The organism is Lentzea sp. NPDC006480, assembly GCF_040611995.1.
Lineage (GTDB): Bacteria > Actinomycetota > Actinomycetes > Mycobacteriales > Pseudonocardiaceae > Lentzea.
Window position 1 is genome coordinate 1 of record NZ_JBEXPJ010000192.1, and the last position, 16,068, is coordinate 16,068.

The 16,068-nt window shown below is 69.5% G+C and carries 15 protein-coding genes; 13 read left to right on the top strand and 2 right to left on the bottom strand.

Going from position 1 to position 16,068, the window contains the following annotated elements; genetic code table 11:
• The first annotated feature begins 646 nt into the window (after window positions 1-646).
• From ABZX92_RS40315 to ABZX92_RS40355, 9 genes are all read left to right on the top strand, one after another.
• Window positions 647-1,432, top strand: coding sequence for a M23 family metallopeptidase (locus ABZX92_RS40315; RefSeq protein WP_355570747.1), 786 nt, complete (start codon window positions 647-649; stop codon window positions 1,430-1,432).
• A gap of 56 nt (window positions 1,433-1,488) precedes the next feature.
• Entirely contained in the window at window positions 1,489-2,928 is a 1,440-nt protein-coding gene (locus ABZX92_RS40320; RefSeq protein WP_355570748.1) for an AMP-binding protein, read from the top strand.
• Window positions 2,916-3,641, top strand: coding sequence for an SDR family NAD(P)-dependent oxidoreductase (locus tag ABZX92_RS40325; protein ID WP_355570749.1), 726 nt, complete (start codon window positions 2,916-2,918; stop codon window positions 3,639-3,641). Before ABZX92_RS40320 ends, ABZX92_RS40325 begins: the two co-directional genes overlap by 13 nt.
• Before the next feature lie 123 nt (window positions 3,642-3,764).
• The gene (locus ABZX92_RS40330; RefSeq protein ID WP_355570750.1) at window positions 3,765-5,249 is read left to right on the top strand and encodes an aromatic amino acid ammonia-lyase; all 1,485 of its coding nucleotides are present in this window, start codon (window positions 3,765-3,767) and stop codon (window positions 5,247-5,249) included.
• The gene (locus ABZX92_RS40335; protein WP_355570751.1) at window positions 5,246-6,016 is read left to right on the top strand and encodes an L-tyrosine 3-hydroxylase; all 771 of its coding nucleotides are present in this window, start codon (window positions 5,246-5,248) and stop codon (window positions 6,014-6,016) included. The genes ABZX92_RS40330 and ABZX92_RS40335 overlap by 4 nt, the downstream gene beginning before the upstream one ends.
• Window positions 6,017-6,029: 13 nt before the next feature.
• On the top strand, window positions 6,030-6,686 hold the full coding sequence (locus ABZX92_RS40340; RefSeq protein ID WP_355570752.1) for an O-methyltransferase: 657 nt from the start codon (window positions 6,030-6,032) through the stop codon (window positions 6,684-6,686).
• Between the two features lie 54 nt (window positions 6,687-6,740).
• The gene (locus ABZX92_RS40345) at window positions 6,741-7,691 is read left to right on the top strand and encodes an LLM class F420-dependent oxidoreductase (RefSeq protein WP_355570753.1); all 951 of its coding nucleotides are present in this window, start codon (window positions 6,741-6,743) and stop codon (window positions 7,689-7,691) included.
• Window positions 7,692-7,693: 2 nt separating this feature from the next.
• On the top strand, window positions 7,694-8,293 hold the full coding sequence (locus tag ABZX92_RS40350) for a TetR/AcrR family transcriptional regulator (protein ID WP_355570754.1): 600 nt from the start codon (window positions 7,694-7,696) through the stop codon (window positions 8,291-8,293).
• Window positions 8,294-8,305: 12 nt separating this feature from the next.
• Complete coding sequence (locus ABZX92_RS40355; protein ID WP_355570755.1) at window positions 8,306-9,586, top strand: nucleotide disphospho-sugar-binding domain-containing protein; 1,281 nt, start codon at window positions 8,306-8,308, stop codon at window positions 9,584-9,586.
• A gap of 51 nt (window positions 9,587-9,637) precedes the next feature.
• Here ABZX92_RS40355 and ABZX92_RS40360 read toward each other — a convergent pair whose 3' ends face one another.
• Window positions 9,638-12,391, bottom strand: coding sequence for a BTAD domain-containing putative transcriptional regulator (locus ABZX92_RS40360; protein ID WP_355570756.1), 2,754 nt, complete (start codon window positions 12,389-12,391; stop codon window positions 9,638-9,640).
• An 87-nt stretch (window positions 12,392-12,478) separates the two neighbouring features.
• Between ABZX92_RS40360 and ABZX92_RS40365 the strand changes: the two genes are divergently transcribed.
• Window positions 12,479-13,342, top strand: a complete 864-nt coding sequence (locus ABZX92_RS40365; protein WP_355570757.1) for a TIGR03619 family F420-dependent LLM class oxidoreductase — start codon at window positions 12,479-12,481, stop codon at window positions 13,340-13,342.
• A 43-nt stretch (window positions 13,343-13,385) separates the two neighbouring features.
• Entirely contained in the window at window positions 13,386-13,868 is a 483-nt protein-coding gene (locus ABZX92_RS40370; RefSeq protein WP_355570758.1) for an MmpS family transport accessory protein, read from the top strand.
• Here ABZX92_RS40370 and ABZX92_RS40375 read toward each other — a convergent pair.
• A complete protein-coding gene (locus tag ABZX92_RS40375) occupies window positions 13,855-14,316 on the bottom strand; it encodes a peroxiredoxin (RefSeq protein ID WP_355570759.1) in 462 nt (153 codons plus the stop codon). The two genes, ABZX92_RS40370 and ABZX92_RS40375, sit on opposite strands and share 14 nt — an antisense overlap.
• 32 nt (window positions 14,317-14,348) lie before the next feature.
• On the opposite strand from ABZX92_RS40375, the gene ABZX92_RS40380 reads away from it, so the two are divergent.
• Window positions 14,349-15,272 (top strand): LacI family DNA-binding transcriptional regulator, encoded by a 924-nt coding sequence (locus ABZX92_RS40380; RefSeq protein WP_355570761.1) that lies wholly within the window; start codon window positions 14,349-14,351, stop codon window positions 15,270-15,272.
• Between the two features lie 102 nt (window positions 15,273-15,374).
• Window positions 15,375-15,800 carry a RidA family protein gene (locus ABZX92_RS40385; RefSeq protein ID WP_355570760.1) on the top strand — a complete coding sequence of 142 codons (426 nt, stop codon included), beginning with the start codon at window positions 15,375-15,377 and terminating at the stop codon, window positions 15,798-15,800.
• Window positions 15,801-16,068 lie beyond the last annotated feature (268 nt).

Below are 16,068 nucleotides of genomic sequence, written 5' to 3' on the forward strand. Positions count from 1 at the left end.
ATCGAGACCCAGCGCTCGAACTTCAAGCCGGCGCCAGGCGGCAAGCTCGCCATCGAGGGCCGTCATCACACACGCAAGGCGTGCATGCGCACGCTCGATCGCCTCTGAGCGGCTCAGAACCCGTCGGGTGCACCCGTTGCCGGAGGCGTGAGCACCGTGGCCGAACGAAGCGCCCGCCCAGGCACGCCTCGTAACCATCAGGAGCGTGACCCAGCCCGCAAACCCGCTCGCCAGGCTTTCTCGATAAAGCGACTGACCAGTACAAACACCAAGACTGGGATTGGTCTAAAGCGAGTTAATCAACCGTCGCATCGCATCGCTACGTAGCGTTATCAATCGTGGGCCTCATCACCTAAACGCCCACATGGCTTGCTCAGTGCGGTGACGCGAGGTTACGTTCCCTGCCGCATGTCACAGTTCGATAACCGCGAGGACACGGACCACCCCCGAAACGGTCCAGTCCGCCCAGGGCGACACGACGCCCGCCAGTAGGCCCCGAGTCCCACTGGTGGACGACAGGAAGCCCGCAGCAGAGCCGAGAGGCCTGCAACCACGCCAGGCCCCCGAAGCCAGGCCGCGCCAAGGCCCCCAGCCCGAAACGCACGAGAGCGGTTACCGGACTCCCCCGAGTGCATGGAGGCAAGTCTTGGCACGGCATCGAGCGAAGGGCCACCTGGTGGACGTCATCGCCAGAGTCGACCTGGACCGCAAGAAGGCCGTCGCGGCTGTAGTGGCCGCGGGCGCCCTGGCCGGCGCCGGCTTCACCCAGGCGGTGGCCACGGTCACGCCCGTGGACCGCATCGTCCCCGTCGCCGCGACGAAGAACCTCGCGGCGGCCATGACGGCGCAGCCTGAGCAGGGCATCACCACGATCCACTCGCTGGACACGAGCGCCGAGACGCGCAAGCTGTTGCAGGCCGAGCAGATTCAGGTGCAGTTCAACGTCCGCGAGGCGCTCAGGACAGCTCAGGCCGACTTCACCAAGCGCGAGGAAGCGGCCAAGGCCGAGCAGGCCCGCAAGCAGGCCGAGGAAGACGCCAAGCGGCCGAAGTGCGTCAGGCCGGCGCAGGGGGAGTTCACGTCCGGCTTCGGCGCGCGGTGGGGCACCAGCCACATGGGTGTCGACATCGCCAACGCCATCGGCACGCCCATCGTGGCGGCCATGGACGGCACGGTCGTCGAGGCCGGGCCCGCGTCCGGCTTCGGGCTGTGGGTGCGCATTCAGCACGAGGACGGCACGATCACCGTCTACGGGCACATGAACACCATTGACGTGCCGCAGGGTGCGAAGGTCAAGGCCGGACAGCAGATCGCGACGATCGGCAACCGCGGTCAGAGCACCGGACCGCACCTGCACTTCGAGGTGTGGGCCGGCGGCTCGGAGAAGATCAACCCGGTGGGCTGGTTGGCGGCTCGCGGAGTCTCGCTCTAGTAGTAATCTCCGGCCACGCCGCCAAGAACTGGCGGCGTGGAACCGGAGCCGAGCAAGTGATCTACCGCAGCCCCCTGCCCGCGGTGGCCGTCCCTGCGACCACGGTCCCCGCACACGTTCTCTGGCGCAGCGACGACAAGGTCGCGCTCGAAGACGCCGTCACGGGCGAGGCGCTCACTTACGCCGATCTCAAACACGACGTCGACGCAACCGCCAGAGGCCTTGTGGCCCAAGGGATCAAGCCCGGCGACACCATCGCGATCACCAGTCTGAACCGGCCGAGGTACGCCGTCGGGTTGCACGCGGTCATGGCCGCGGGAGCGACGGCCGCGCTGATCAACCCGCTCCTGACACATCAGGAGATCGGGCGGCTCAAGACGCTCGCGAACGTCGCCAGAACGCTCGACCTCGACGACCTGCCGCGAGACGACACGGCACAGCTCCCGCAAACTGAGCCGGGACGCACCGCGGCGATCCTCTTCTCCAGCGGCACCACCGGGATCACCAAGGCCGTCGCGCTCAGCCACCGAGCCCTCGTCGCCAACCTCGAGCAGCAACGCCAGGGCTGGCGCATCGACGAGACCGACGTGCTCGCCGCGAACCTGCCGTTCTTCCACATCTACGGCTTCGCGATCATCCTGAACTCAGGGCTGCTCGGCGGCGCCACGCTCGTCACCATGCCCCGCAGCGACGCCGGCACGTACTTACGACGCCTCGACGAGCACAAGGTCACCCGCGCGTTCCTCGTGCCACCACTGGCCGCCGCCATCGCGGACCACGAAGGATCGGCGCCACCGCGACACCTCAAGCTCGTACTCTGCGGTGCCGCCCCTCTCGACGACGCAACACGCCAACAAGCCGAACGAAAGCTGAACGCCCCCGTGCGGCAGGGCTACGGCCTGACCGAGGCAGGCGGCACGCACCAGACGTTCGACGACGACACGGAAACAGACCCGCAGAGCGTCGGAGTCCTCAGTCCCGGCACGGAAGCGCGCATCGTCGAACCGGGCACGACGAACGACACCGTGCAGGGCGAGATGCTCATCCGCGGCCCGCAGGTCATGGACGGCTACCTGAACGACGAGGAAGCCACCCGACAGGCCTTCGTGGACGGATGGCTCAGGACCGGTGACCTGGTGCGTGTCCACAACGGCCGGTTCCACGTCGTGGACCGCATCAAGGAAATGATCAAGTACAAGGGCTACCAGGTCGCGCCCGCCGAGCTGGAAGCGTTGTTGCGCAGGCATCCCGCAGTGAAGGACGCGGCGGTCGTCGGTGCGCCCGATCGGGCTAACGGCGAGGTGCCCAAGGCGTTCGTGGTGACGCAAGGCGACGTCACCGCCGAGCAGCTCATCGCGTTCGTGGCAGCGGAGGTGGCGCCTTTCAAGAAGGTGCGCCAGGTTGAGTTCGTGGAAGAGATACCCAGGTCGGTCTCCGGCAAGGTCCTGCGCCGGCTGCTCAAGGATCCCCAGAAGGATCCACAGTGCGAGTCCTGATCACCGGCGGTGCCAAGGAGCTCGGCAGGGCGTTCAGTGAAGTCCTTGGCGCGCAAGGACATCAGCTCGTCATCACGGGCCGCGACGAGAAGGCCCTGGACGCCGCCGGAACAGAGCTGAAGGCCAAGGGCGTCGACGTCGAGACGCACGTCGCCGACCTCGCCGACCCGCACGCGACGCCGAAGCTCATCGAGAGCCTCGGCGATCTTGACGTGCTGGTCAACAACGGCGCGCTCGGCGGGCCGGTCGGGTCCACCTGGCAGGTCGACGAGGACGACTGGTGGCGCACGTTCGAGGTCAACCTGCGCGGCACCGCGACGGCCATGAACGCGGCGATTCGCACCATGACGAGCGGGCGGATCATCAACGTGGTCAGCAACGCCGGTGTGCACCGCTGGCCTTACGTCACGGCGTACTCGGTGTCGAAGGCCGCCGTGATCAAGCTGACCGAGAACCTCGCGATCGAGCTCAAACGACGGCCGATCGCGGTGCTGAGCTACGACCCCGGCATGGTCGACGTCGGCCTGATGGGCCGCGGCTGCGCGCTTGACTCCAGCAACCCGCACGAGCAGCGCATCGCGACGTGGGCCAGATCTCAGCGTGAGCAGGGCAGGTTCACTCCGGTGGAGCAGTCCGCCGGTCTTTTGGCCCGAATCGTGAGCGGAGAGTTCGATCACCGTTCTGGCGGACTGCTGACGCCCGCAGACGGCTGATATTTGTTCGTGTAGAGCGTTTAGGCCCTTCCTCGCCGACAGGTCAACGGGGATCGTCGCGAGAGGCTCCCCGAATCGTCGTCCACAGGAGGCGTCGTGCCTGTCGGAACATCTTCCGCTGCCGTGAACCTGGCAGCGGCACTCGAACCTGCCCATCTCGAGCTCGCGCGAGATCCGCTGCACGTCGAACTTCCCGACGGCGTGCGAGCACGGATCAGGCACTGCCGCGAGTTCGTGCTCGACGTCAGCGGCTCCGGACGCGCGATCTACGGTGTCACAACGGGTTTCGGTCCACTCGTCGAGTTCGCGGGCAGAGCGGACGGCGCTGGTCAGAGCGACAACACCATCATCCACCACATCGTCGGGCACGGTGAGCTGATGCCACCGGCGATCGCCCGCGCGGCCGTGCTGGCGCGGCTCTTCTCGTTGGCACAAGGGCGATCCGGTGTGTCGGAGCACGTCGTCGAAGCGCTGATCGCCATGCTGGGCACCGAGTTCGCACCCGCCGTGCCGCGGCTCGGCTCGGTCGGCGCGAGCGGTGACCTCCAGCCGCTGGCTTACGTCGCGCATGCGTTGCGCGGCAACGGGAACGCGTTCTTCCGGGGTCAGCTCATGCCGGCGGGACAAGCGCTGGCTCAAGCCGGGCTCCGGACACTGGAGCTCGACGGACGTGACGCGCTCGCCCTGGTGAACGGCATTTCGGTGACCGCCGCAGCACTCGGACTCGCTGTGGCACAGGCGAACCGCTCGCACCGGACCGCGGAGCTGTTGTCCGCCTTGATGACCGACGTTCTCGGCTGCGGCCGTGAGTTCACCTCGGTCGAGCTGCTGGCCGCGTTCGGCCATCCGGACGTCGCGGACACCGGTGCCGCCATCAGGACCTGGCTGAAAGGCAGCACGCCGACCGGCGAACGGCCGCTGCAGGAGGCCTACAGCATCCGGTGCGCACCACAGCTGATCGGTGCGGCCGGCACGAGCGTGCGGCACGCGGACGTGGTCGTGCGGCGCGACCTCAACGGCGTGAGCGACAACCCGTTGTTCTTCCCGGAGACCGGAGAAGTCGTGCACGGCGGCAACTTCTTCGGTCAGCCCAGCGCCTTCGCGGCCGACCAGCTCAACGTCGCGCTCACCCAGCTGGGCAACCTGGCCGAACGCCAGCTGGACCTCCTGGTGGATCCCCATCGCACCAACGGATTGCCGCCGATGCTCAGTCCGCAGCCCGGGAAACACCACGCGCTGCAAGGCGTCCAGCTGTGCACGACGGCGACGGTGGCCGCGATGCGCCGCGCCGCCATGCCGGCCTCGGTGCAGAGCCTGCCGACGAACCTGCACAACCAGGACGTCGTCCCGTTCGGCACCCAGGCCGCGTTCACCGCCCTCGACCAGGCCGGACTGCTGCGCTACCTGCACGCCGGGCTCGCGATCGGGCTGCGCCAGGCCGTGCACGTCGGTGCGCGCAGGCCACAGGCCCCGAAGCTCGCGGAGGTGTTCGACCGGATCGCGCGGGAAGTGCCGCCGATCGTGGAAGATCGGCCACTTGACGCGGCACTGAGCAGCACTGCCGACCTCCTCGACGTGATCGTGTCCGAAGTGGAGGATGGGCGATGAGCGCCCCGGTCTGCCTGCCCGCCTGGGGTCACACCTGGGTCGACCTGCCCGTGCTGCGCATGCCGATGCCGGGTGCGGAACTGATTCCGTGCGCGAACGGCTGCTATCAGATTCCAATCGACATCGGCACGCCTGACGATCCGGTCGAGCGCGCCGTCCACCGGTGGTTTCTCGGACATCACGGCGCATTTCTCGTCTGGAGGTTTCTTTCGGCTTCACTCGATCGGTTGATACGCGAGCCTGATTCGCAACTAGTCCGCCTCACTGCGCTTGGATATGACGCGTACTCGGTCATGCTTGCCTATTCGGGCAGTTGTTCCCGTGAGGTGTACGAGGACGTCATCCGGCCGATGATGATGGCGTTCGACCCGGCGTTCAGCGGGCGGTGGGCTCGTGACTACGAGCCGCTGCCCGGTCTGCTGCGCCGGGCCCGTACCGCACTGGGGCCCGTGGCGGCCGCACCCGTTTCCACCGCGAGCAAGGCGAACCTGTTGGCACACATGGAGGTCATGCGCAGACTCGTGCCCGGCGGCAACTCGCTGCTGCGCGAGTCGGGGCGTACGCGCGTGCCCACCACCGACGCCGAGCGCGCCCGGTTCGACGAGTTCTTCCTCGTCAGCCGGGAGAACGTGTGCGTGAGCCGCTACCGCGCGCACCGCGCCGCCGTGCTGTCCGCAATCGGCCACGATCTCGCGAAACACCCGCTGCGGCCTGAGTACAGCGTCATCGTCAGCGACACACTCAAGGCGTTCGCCACTCGACTATGAAGGAAGGCCGCGCGTGAACGACTTCAAGACCGTGGTCATGACCCCGCAGATCTACCAGTACGTGCGCAAGCAGGCAGGCCAGCCCACCGCGGTGCAGGAGAAGCTGATCGCGAGGACGCTGGAGCTCGGCGACTCGGCGGAGATGCAGATCCCGCACGAGCAGGCCGTCCTGCTGTCCCTGCTGGTCAAGCTCACCGGCGCGCAGACGATCGTCGAGGTCGGCACGTACACCGGGTACTCCACGCTCGCGTTCGCGCAGGCGCTTCCCCCGCACGGCAAGATCATCACCTGCGACATCTCGGTCGAGTGGACCACGATCGCCGAGGAGGCGTGGGCGGCCGCGGGCGTGCGCGACAAGATCGACCTGCGCCTCGGAGCGGCCGCGCAGACGCTGGCCGAGCTGCCCGAGGAGCCGGTCATCGACCTGGTGTTCATCGACGCGGACAAGGTCGGCTACGTGCATTACTGGGAGCTGCTGGTGCCGCGCGTGCGTCAGGGCGGCCTGCTGCTCGCGGACAACACGCTCTACTACGGCGAGGCCGCCTCTGAGCAGCCAGAGGGCAACGCCGCCGCGATCGACGCGTTCAACCAGTTCGTGCGGCGTGACCCGCGGGTGGAGTCCGTGCTGGTGCCGATCGCGGACGGGCTCACTTTCGCCAGGAAGTTGTAGGCATACCGACCGGTCGGTAGGGTGGGCTCCAAGTCGCTGACTTGGAGGCTGTTCATGGCTCGTTGGGGAATCACGCTGCCGCTGATCGGCGTGCCGGTGCTGGAGCACCGCGCGCTGGTGTCCGAGCTCGCGGGACTCGGCTACACGGACGTGTGGTCGGCCGAGACGACCGGCACGGACGCGTTCACGCCGCTCGCGCTCGCCGCGCAGTGGTCCTCCGAGCTGCGCTTCGGCCCGGCGATCGCGCCCGTCTACACCCGCGGGCCCGCGACGCTGGCGATGACCGCGGCGACGATGGCCGAGGTGACAGGGGGCCGGTTCGTGCTGGGCATCGGCTCGTCCTCGCCCGCGATCGTGCAGCGCTGGAACGCGATCCCGTTCGAGGAGCCGTTCAAGCGGACCCGCGACACGCTGCGCTTCCTGAAGGCGGCGCTGGCGGGGGAGAAGGTCACCGCCGAGTACGACACGTTCAAGGTCTCGGGCTTCAAGCTGGAGCGCCCGCCGGCCGAGAAGGTGCCGATCATGCTGGCCGCGCTGCGGCCGAACATGCTGCGTCTCGCCGGCCGGGAAGCCGACGGTGCCATCACGAACTGGCTGGCCGCCGAGGACGTGGCGCAGGTCCGGCAGGAGCTCGGTGCCGCCGAACTGGCCGCCCGGATCTTCGTCTGCCCGACCGAGGACGCCGATGCCGCGCGCGCTCTGGGACGCATGCTGATCAGCACGTACCTGACCGTGCCCGCCTACGCGGCGTTCCACGACTGGCTGGGCCGCGGCGAGGTGCTGCGGCCGATGCACGAGGCGTGGGCCGCCGGTGACCGCAAGGCCGCGTCGAAGTCCATCCCGGACGAGGTCGTGGACGCGCTGGTCGTGCACGGTTCGCTGGACCGGTGCCGGGCACGCGTCGCCGAGTACCAGGCCGCGGGCGTCGACACCCCGATCATCGCGCTGCTCCCGACCGGTGGCGACCAGGTCGAGCAGGTACGCGCGCTGGCACCCCGGGCCTGACGATGCCCGGCCCGACCGAGCAGAAGATCATCGACGCGGCCGTGCGCCTGTTCGCGTCGCAGGGCTACGACGCGACCTCGGTGCAGGAGATCGTCACGGCCGCGGAGGTGACCAAAGGCGCGCTGTACCACTACTTCCGCGCCAAGGACGACCTGCTCTTCGAGATCTACCGGCTGCTGATCACCTCCCAGTCGGCCGACCTGGACCGGATCGTCGGTCTTGGGCTGTCGTCCGCCGAGACGGTCCGGGAGATCCTGTGCTCGCTGGTGGTCTCGACGGCCGAGCGGGTCGACGAGACCGCGGTGTTCGTGCGGGAGCTGCACCGGCTCGGCGAGGACCGGATGACCGAGTTCAGGGCCGAGCGCCGCCGGTACCACGAGACGTTCCTCGCGGTGATCGAGAAGGGGCAGGCGGACGGCTCCTTCAGCTCGTCGGTGCCCGCGGACACGGTGGTGCGGATCGCGGTGGGCGTCGTGAACCAGCTGCCCATGTGGTACCGGCCGGACGGTCCGAAACCGCCGCTGGTGCTGGCCGGGGAGATCGCGGACTTCGTGCTGGCCGGCCTTTCCGGCGACGGAAAGGGCGGGGAAAGGTCCGCTTGATCTAGTGCGGGCATGGACCTGTTGTTCGCCACCATGCCCGTGCCCGGTCACGTCGTACCGCTGTTGCCCATCGCCCGCGCTCTCATCGACCACGGCCACCGCGTGCGCTGGTGCACGGGCCGGGTGTTCGAGGACCGCATCACCGCGACGGGTGCGGAGTTCGTGGCGATGGACCCGTCGATCGACCACATGGGCCGCAACGTCGACACGCTGTTCCCCGAGCGCACCAAGCTCAAGGGCGTCGCCAAGCTGCGCTACGACATGCGCGCGGTGTTCCTCGACCCCATCCCCGCCCAGGTCTCCGATCTCCGCCGGCTGCTGACCCAGCGGCCGGCCGATCTCGTGCTGCACGACACCGCGTACGTCGGCGCTCCCGTGCTCGAACAGCTCGGCGGGCCGCGCGCGGTTTCGGTCGGCGTCACGCCGATGATGCTCCCCGCCGCCGACGTGCCGCCGTTCGGGCCGGGAATGAGGTACCGGTCGGGTTTGGCGGCGCGGCTGTCGTACGCGGCGGTGCGCGGGCTGCTGGACAACGTGGTGTTCAAGCCGGTGTTCGAGCACCGGGACCGGATCCTGTCGACGCTCGGGCTGCCTGCCGGGGAGCGCGGGCTGGCGAGCGTGTCGCCGCATCTGCACCTGCAGAACGGCGTCGCGGGGCTGGAGCATCCGCGGGCTCACCTGCCGGCTCAGGTGAAGTACGTCGGGGCGCTGGTGGATCCGGCGCCGGACGTGGAGCTGCCTGCGTGGTGGGACCGGATGCTGCGTGCTGGCCGGCCGATCGTGCACGTCACGCAGGGCACGGTGGCCGACATGGATCTCGGGCAACTGGTGCTGCCGACGATCCGGGCTTTGGCCGACGAGGACGTGACCGTCGTGGCGAGTGTCGGTTCGCACGACGTGGGGACGTTGCCGGGCAACGCTTTCGCTGCGCCGTTCCTGCCGTACGACCAGCTGCTGCCGCTGGTTTCCGCGATGGTGACCAACGGTGGGTTCGGCGGGGTGCAGCTGGCGTTGGCTCAGGGGGTGCCGCTGGTGGTGGCGGGGATGACCGAGGACAAGCCGGAGGTCGCCGCTCGGGTGGAGCGGTCCGGGGCGGGGCTGAACCTGCGGACGTCCACGCCGTCGGAGAAGGCGGTGCTGGCTGCCGTGCGGAAGGTGTTGGCCGGTGGGGGATATCGGGCTCGGGCGGAGATGTTGGCGCAGGAGTACCGGCGGCACGACGCCGGGGTGTTGAGCGCCGGGTACGTCGAGAGGCTGGTGCGGGAGGGCGTGGGGAAGGGGGCGGGCACCTGATCGGGCTCGCTCGGGCCGAGGGTGGGTGCGCGAGCCTGCTGATCCGCCGGCTCAGACCAGGGCTGCGAGGGGCGTGCAGCTCAGCTGATCCGGCAGCGTCCGCCGAATCTCCTCCATGCCGGCCAAGTCCCGCAGCACCACCCGCAGGGCCGCGAGGTGCAGCGGGTCGGTGATCCGCTGCACCGCTCGTGCCACGTCCCCGGCCCGCCCGAGGTGCGCGGCCGCGACGGCGGTCCGCACCGGCAACGCACGGGCCTCGGCCGCGGTCTCCCGGTAGCACGCGGCCGCCGCTTCCGCCTCACCTCGTTCGAGGTGCGCGAGGCCCAGCAGGTTCGTGGCCGCCGCGGCCAGGTCGTGTGCGCCGAGTTCGCGCGCGGTGGCGCGGAGTCCGGCGAGGTCCGCGGCCGAGGGGTCGAGGTAGGCCAGGCGCAGCTCCGCGTAGCCGCGCTTGATCGGGGAGTGGCCTGCTCCAGCGGCATCGCGGGCGCGGGTCCACCTCTCGCGGGCGCGGGAGCGATGGCCGGCGTGTTCCTCGGCGTCGCCCAGCCGCAGTTCGGAGTAGACGACGCCGAACGTGTCGCCGATGCCCTCGAAGTAGCGCAGGTTCGCGGTCGCGGCCCGCACCGCCGCCTCCAGGTCACCGGCGCGGCGGTGCAGGTCGGAGCGGACGGCGTCGAGCATCGCCCGCAGCCACGGGTGGTCGATGCCGGCCAGCGCCTGCTCGGTCTCCTCAAGGCAGGTCCTGGCCTCGTCCGGGCGCAGGTGGACGGCCACGACGGCAACCGCAACCAGGGCGATCCGCACCTCCTGCGGCACGGACGTGGTGCGGTACAGCGACCGGACGCGGGAGGCCGGTTGCCAGGGATCGGCGAGCGTCCCGGACATCCAGCCGAGGTAGCTGTACCAGGAGAGGGCCAGCGAGAGAGGTCCGTCGCAGTCAGGCCGTGGGGCCGCGTCGAAGGCGGCGAGCGCGCGGCCCAGCCACTGCACGCCCTCGGCTTCACGGCCGCTGACGTACCAGAAGTAGCCCAGCACGCCGTGCAGGGCGAGCGCGCGAGGAGTGTCCCTGGTGTCGAGCAGCCACGTCGTCACGGCGCGCAGGTTCGGCAGTTCGGCCAGGAACCGGGTGAGCAGCTCGTCCTTCCTGGTCGAGCTGAGTCCGGCGTAGACCTCGTGCGCGAACGCCAGCAGCACGTCGGCGTGGCGCGAGCGGAACTCGGTGGTGTCGGCGGTCGACTCGGCGTAGACGCGGACGGTTTCCAGCAGCCGGAACCTGCCGTCCCGGCCCGGCACGACCAGCGACTTGTCGACCAGCCGGGCGAGCACTGCCGCGTCGGCGCCGCACACCCGTTCCGCGTCGGTGAACGTGCAGCCGTCGCGGAACACCGAAAGGCCTGCGAAGACACGGCGTTCGGCGGCGGGCAGCAGGTCGTGGCTCCAGTCCAGCACCGACCGCAGCGAGTGGTGGCGCGCGGGAGCGTGGCGCGCGCTGTTCGCCAGGCCGTCCAGCCTGGACTCGATCTCGCCGAGCGAGAACAACCGGGTGCCCGCGGCGGCGAGTTCGAGTGCCAGCGGCAGGCCGTCCAGTCGCGTGCAGAGCTGGGCCAGCGCGGTGTCGTCGCCGCGGATGGTGGGCGCGCGGTCGCGGAACAACCGCATGGCGTCGGGGAGCGCGAGCGGGGCCAGCGGGAACCGGTGTTCGCCCTCGATCGACAGCGGTTCGCGACTGGTCGCGAGCACGGTCAGGCGCGGGCAGCGGCCCAGCAGCAGGCTCACGGCCTCCGCGGCGTCGTCGACGACGTGCTCGCAGTTGTCCAGCACCAGCAACGCTTCCCGCTCGCGCAGCCACGACAGCAACCGGTCACGGGACGCCCGACCCTCGTCCGGCAGCACTGTCGCCGCCACCGCGTCCAGCACGCTGCCGTCCCTGGTCAGCGAGGCCAGCTCGATCATCCAGGCGCCGTCGCGGTACCCGTCGCGCAGGCGGTGGCCCAGTTCGCGGGCGGTGCGGGTCTTGCCGACGCCACCAGGGCCCGTGACGGTCACGAGCCGGTGTTCCGCCAGGAGCCGGCGCAGGTCGGTGAGCTCGGTGTCGCGGCCGGTCAGCTTGCCGATCGGGTGTGGCAGGTTGCCTTTCGCGGGCTCGTCGCGCAGCAGCTCCAGGTGCAGCGCGGCGATCTCGGGTGACGGGTCGGCGCCCAGTTCGTCCGCCAGACGTTCGCGCAGTTCGCTGAACACGACGAGGGCTTCGGGTTTCCGGCCGGCGGCGTGCAGCGCGCGCATCAACAGCTCGGCCAGACGTTCTCGCAGCGGGTGCTGGGCGACGAGCCCGGTCAGTTCGGGGATCGGCTGCGGGCCCTGCTCGATCTCGGCCTCGAGCACGGTCTCCAGTGCGGTGAGGCGGAGTTCTTCCAGTTCCGCCCGCCAGGCCGCGGCGAACTCGTAGTCGACCGGGTCGCGCCAGGTGTCGAGCGCTTCCCGGAGCCCGGCTCCGCCTTTCGCACAGGCTTCCGCGAACACGTCGACGTCGACCTCACCCGGCTTGGTGATCAGCCGGTAGCCGCCCTGTTCCGAGATGAGCCGTGGTTCCGGCAGTGCGGCACGGAGCTTCGCGATCTGCACGTGCAGCGCGTTCACCGGGTCCTTCGCGGTGTGGCCGGTCTCGAACAGCCTGCTCGCGGTGACGACGTTCGGCCTGGAGATCAACAGCATCGCGAGGATCGCCCTGGCGCGGGCACCCGGCAGCGCGACGGGCCGGCCGTCGTCGCCGGACACCTCGACCGGACCGAGCAGCTGGAAACGCATGGCGGGCAGTTTCCCATGTGAGCGCGTCCACGGTGGCTGACCTGCGAATTAAGACGGGAGAAAGGGGTGTGAGGTTGGCTTTGAGCCATGAAACTCGGTCTCGCCCTGCCCCAGTACGGCGTCTTCGCCGACCCGGCCGCCGCGCTGCGGGTCGCCGTCGAGGCGGAGGGCATGGGCTTCGACAGCCTGTGGGTGGGGGACCGGCTGCTGCTCCCGGTCGCCCCGCGCGACCGCTACGTCAGCAGGGACGGCGTCATCCCGTCCGCCTACGAGAGCTTCCTCGATCCCCTGACGCTGCTCGCGGCGGTGGCGGTCGCGACGTCACGGGTGCGGCTGGGCACGAGCACGGTGAACGCGCTGTGGCAGCCGCCCGCGCTGCTCGCCCGCACGGTGACGACGCTGGACCAGGTCAGCGGCGGCCGGATCGACCTCGGCATCGGAGCCGGGTGGTCGCGCGACGAGTACCAGGCGGTAGGGGTGCCGTGGGAGGGCCGTGGTGCGCGGCTCGACGAGACGCTGGACGTGCTCGACGCGTTCTGGGCCGGCGATGTGGTGGCGCATGAAGGTCCGTTGTGGACGGTGCCGGAGTCGCTGGTGAAGGCCAAGCCCGTGCAACGCCCACGCCCGCCGGTACTGCTCGCCGGGCTGGTGCCTGCCGCCTTCACCCGGATCGCGCGGCGGGCGGACGGCTGGCTCGCCGTCGGCCTGCCGCTGCCGATGCTTCAGGCCACGATCGCGTCGATCAGGCAGCAGGCCGCGGAGTTCGGCCGGGATCCCGACGGGCTGCGGTTCCCGTTGCGGATCAACCTGCCCGTCCCCGGTGAACTCGTGGACTACGTGCGGAGCGTCGAGGGTGTCGTGGACGAGGTGTTCGTCGACTTCCAGCTGACCGCGCGGAGCGTCGACGAGTACCTGGAGAGGGCGCGGACGTTGATCACCGCAGTCCGGTAACAACGGGCGGTGCGAGGTCGAACTCCCTGGTGAGGGGGTCTTCATGTCGCATGAACCGGTCGAGTACGGCATCGCACCGCCGTTGCACGAGCCGCCCAGGTCGCCGAAGTGGCCGTGGGTGATGTTGCTGGTCGTGGTGCTGCTGGTCGGCGGCGTGCTCACGTTCGGCAGGCACGTCGAGGACCAGCTGCGGCGCACCTTCGACCCCGTGGAGACCACCACGGTCGCGCCGGAGCCACCGGTGCCGGCCACTCGTGTCGTGGTGTTCGAGGTGGCCGGGACCGGCACGGCCTTCAACATCACCGCGACCGTCGGCGCGACCGTGTTCAACCAGGCGAGCGTGCCGCTGCCGTGGACGAAGACCGTCGAGGTGCCGGCCGACGCGGCGGCGGAGTCCGTGATGCTTGTCGTCGTGGCCGGTGCGGACGGCGCCGAGGTGCACGGCAAGTACACGGTCGACGGCAAGACCGTCCGCGAGGGCAAGGCTTCCGGGCCCTACGGCGTGCTGACGATCACCGATCGGTGACCAGCTTCTGGAGGGCCGCCAGCGCCTTGTCCGCGTGGGCGTTCATCGAGAACTCGCTCTTGATCACCTCGACGACCTCGCGGTCCGTGTCGATGACGAACGTGTGCCGCTTGACCGGGATCGGCCCGAACCGCCGCTTCACCCCGAACTGCTCCGCGACCTCGCCGTCGACGTCGGACAGCAGCGGGTAGTCGAAGTTGTTCAGCTCCGCGAACTGCTTCTGCTTCGCGACGTCGTCCGTCGAGATCCCGACCCGCTGGGCTCCCGCCGCGGTGAACTCGGCGGCGAGGTCGCGGAAGTGGCAGCTCTGCGCGGTGCAGCCGGCCGTCATCGCCGCGGGGTAGAAGAAGAGCACGACCGGGCCGTTCTCCAGCAGTTCGGACAGCTTGCGGTCGGCGCCGTCCTGGTCGGGCAGGGTGAAGTCGGGGGCGAGGTCGCCGGGCTTCATGGATCTCCAATACGCTCGGAGCCGTGACCAGCATGTCCGATGTGGCCAGGGCTGCAGGGGTGTCCGCTGCGACCGTATCGCGGGCCCTGCGCGGCGAACCGGGCGTGTCCGAGGCGACCAGGCAGCACGTGAGCGAGATCGCGCGGCGGATGAAGTACGCCATCGCGCGCGACGCGTCCTCGCTGGCCGGTGGCCGTCGTTATGCGATCGCGGTGCTGACGTCCGAGGTCAGCCCGGTGCTGGCCGGTGCGGAGGGCGCGCTGCGGCAGGCCGGGTACGACGTGCTGCTCTACGTGCTCGGGGATGTCGGGTCGCGGGCGAAGTTCTTCGACGAGCTGCCGCTGGGGCGCCGGGTGGACGGAGTGCTTCTGCTGTCCATGTCGTTGACAGAGCCCGAACAGGCGGCGCTTTCGTCGCTTGAGGTCCCGCACATCACGGTGGACGACACGGATCTCCGCCACGCGCTGGAGACCGCCGTCGCGCATCTGGTGTCCTTGGGGCATCGCGACGTGGCGCTGGTGCTGTCCGACGGGGTCGACGAGTCGTACGACGAGATCCTGCTCGCCGCCGGCCTGGAGGTCCGTCCGGAGTGGACGGTCTGGTGCTCGCCGACGGTCGACGGCGGCGAGCAGGTCGTCGACGTGCTGCTGGACGGCGAACGCATGCCGACCGCCGTGATCAGCTCGAACGGTGCCGCCGCGCTGGGCATCTACCTGCGCGTGCAACGGGACGGGCGCGTGGTGCCGGACGAGGTGTCGATCGTGTCGCTGGACGGGCAGGAACTCACCCGCGTGGTCGGGCTGACCGCGGTCGAGGGTGCGGCGAAGGAGCAGGGGGAGCGGGCGGTCGCGGACCTGTTCACGCTGATCCGGGGCGGGGAGATCGAGCCGGCGGACCACCTGGTGCGGCTGGTCGTGCGCAACTCCAGCGGCCCGGTCGGCAACACGTCTCGATGATCTCCACGCGGGTGCCCTCGACGAGCCTGCCGTTCTCCCGCGTGCCGTCGGCGGCCGCCTCGCGCAGAGCAGTGCGCATGTCCGGGAAAGTACTGTGAGGCCATGCCCGCCGAAGAGCGTTTGACCGAACTGCCCGCGCTGCCGACGACGCCCGGTTACGCGCACGCGGTGGCGGTCACCGGGAAGCTCGCCTTCGTCTCCGGCCAGGTCGCGGTCGACCGTCAGGGATGCGTCGTCGGGGTGGACGACCTGGGCGCCCAGACGCGGCAGGCGTTGGGCAATCTTCATCACGTCATCAGAAACCTCGGCGCGGACTGGTCGGATGTCATCAAGTTCACCTGGTATGTGCTTGATGCGTCGGAGGTTCAGACCATTCGTGATGTCCGCGACGAGATTCTGCGGCCCGCGCTGGGCGAACTGCCCAACCCGGCGAGCACGCTGGTTCAGGTCGCGGCGTTGTTCGGGCCCGATTTCCTGGTCGAGGTCGAGGCTGTCGTGGCCATTCCCGGTGAAGCATCGGATGTTTAATCAAATGCACTCTGGGTGGGTGTCTCGACCGGCCTGCACCCTTCGGGTGACCAGGGACCATTTGCTCTGGTAATAAGCTTCGAGCTGTGACATAGCTTGTAGTTGTGGAGGAGTCGGTGGCGCGGCTGGCGGACGCCTGGGGCGTTGCCACTCGGTACGAGAACGCGGACCAGCAAGAGGTCGTGGTCGACACCGAGGTCGTCGTCAAGATCCTCGCCCAGATAGGCCTGAAGTTCCCGCCCTTCACCGCCGCGGTGGTGGCTTTCTC

What these genes read in the sequence shown, in the direction of transcription:
- ABZX92_RS40385 (WP_355570760.1), top strand. Translation starts at nt 15,375, where the DNA reads ATGCCCGCCGAAGAGCGTTTGACCGAACTGCCCGCGCTGCCGACGACG.
- ABZX92_RS40350 (WP_355570754.1), top strand. Translation starts at nt 7,694, where the DNA reads ATGCCCGGCCCGACCGAGCAGAAGATCATCGACGCGGCCGTGCGCCTG.
- ABZX92_RS40375 (WP_355570759.1), bottom strand. Translation starts at nt 14,316, where the DNA reads ATGAAGCCCGGCGACCTCGCCCCCGACTTCACCCTGCCCGACCAGGAC.
- ABZX92_RS40355 (WP_355570755.1), top strand. Translation starts at nt 8,306, where the DNA reads ATGGACCTGTTGTTCGCCACCATGCCCGTGCCCGGTCACGTCGTACCG.
- ABZX92_RS40345 (WP_355570753.1), top strand. Translation starts at nt 6,741, where the DNA reads ATGGCTCGTTGGGGAATCACGCTGCCGCTGATCGGCGTGCCGGTGCTG.
- ABZX92_RS40380 (WP_355570761.1), top strand. Translation starts at nt 14,349, where the DNA reads ATGTCCGATGTGGCCAGGGCTGCAGGGGTGTCCGCTGCGACCGTATCG.
- ABZX92_RS40360 (WP_355570756.1), bottom strand. Translation starts at nt 12,391, where the DNA reads ATGCGTTTCCAGCTGCTCGGTCCGGTCGAGGTGTCCGGCGACGACGGC.
- ABZX92_RS40335 (WP_355570751.1), top strand. Translation starts at nt 5,246, where the DNA reads ATGAGCGCCCCGGTCTGCCTGCCCGCCTGGGGTCACACCTGGGTCGAC.
- ABZX92_RS40365 (WP_355570757.1), top strand. Translation starts at nt 12,479, where the DNA reads ATGAAACTCGGTCTCGCCCTGCCCCAGTACGGCGTCTTCGCCGACCCG.
- ABZX92_RS40370 (WP_355570758.1), top strand. Translation starts at nt 13,386, where the DNA reads ATGTCGCATGAACCGGTCGAGTACGGCATCGCACCGCCGTTGCACGAG.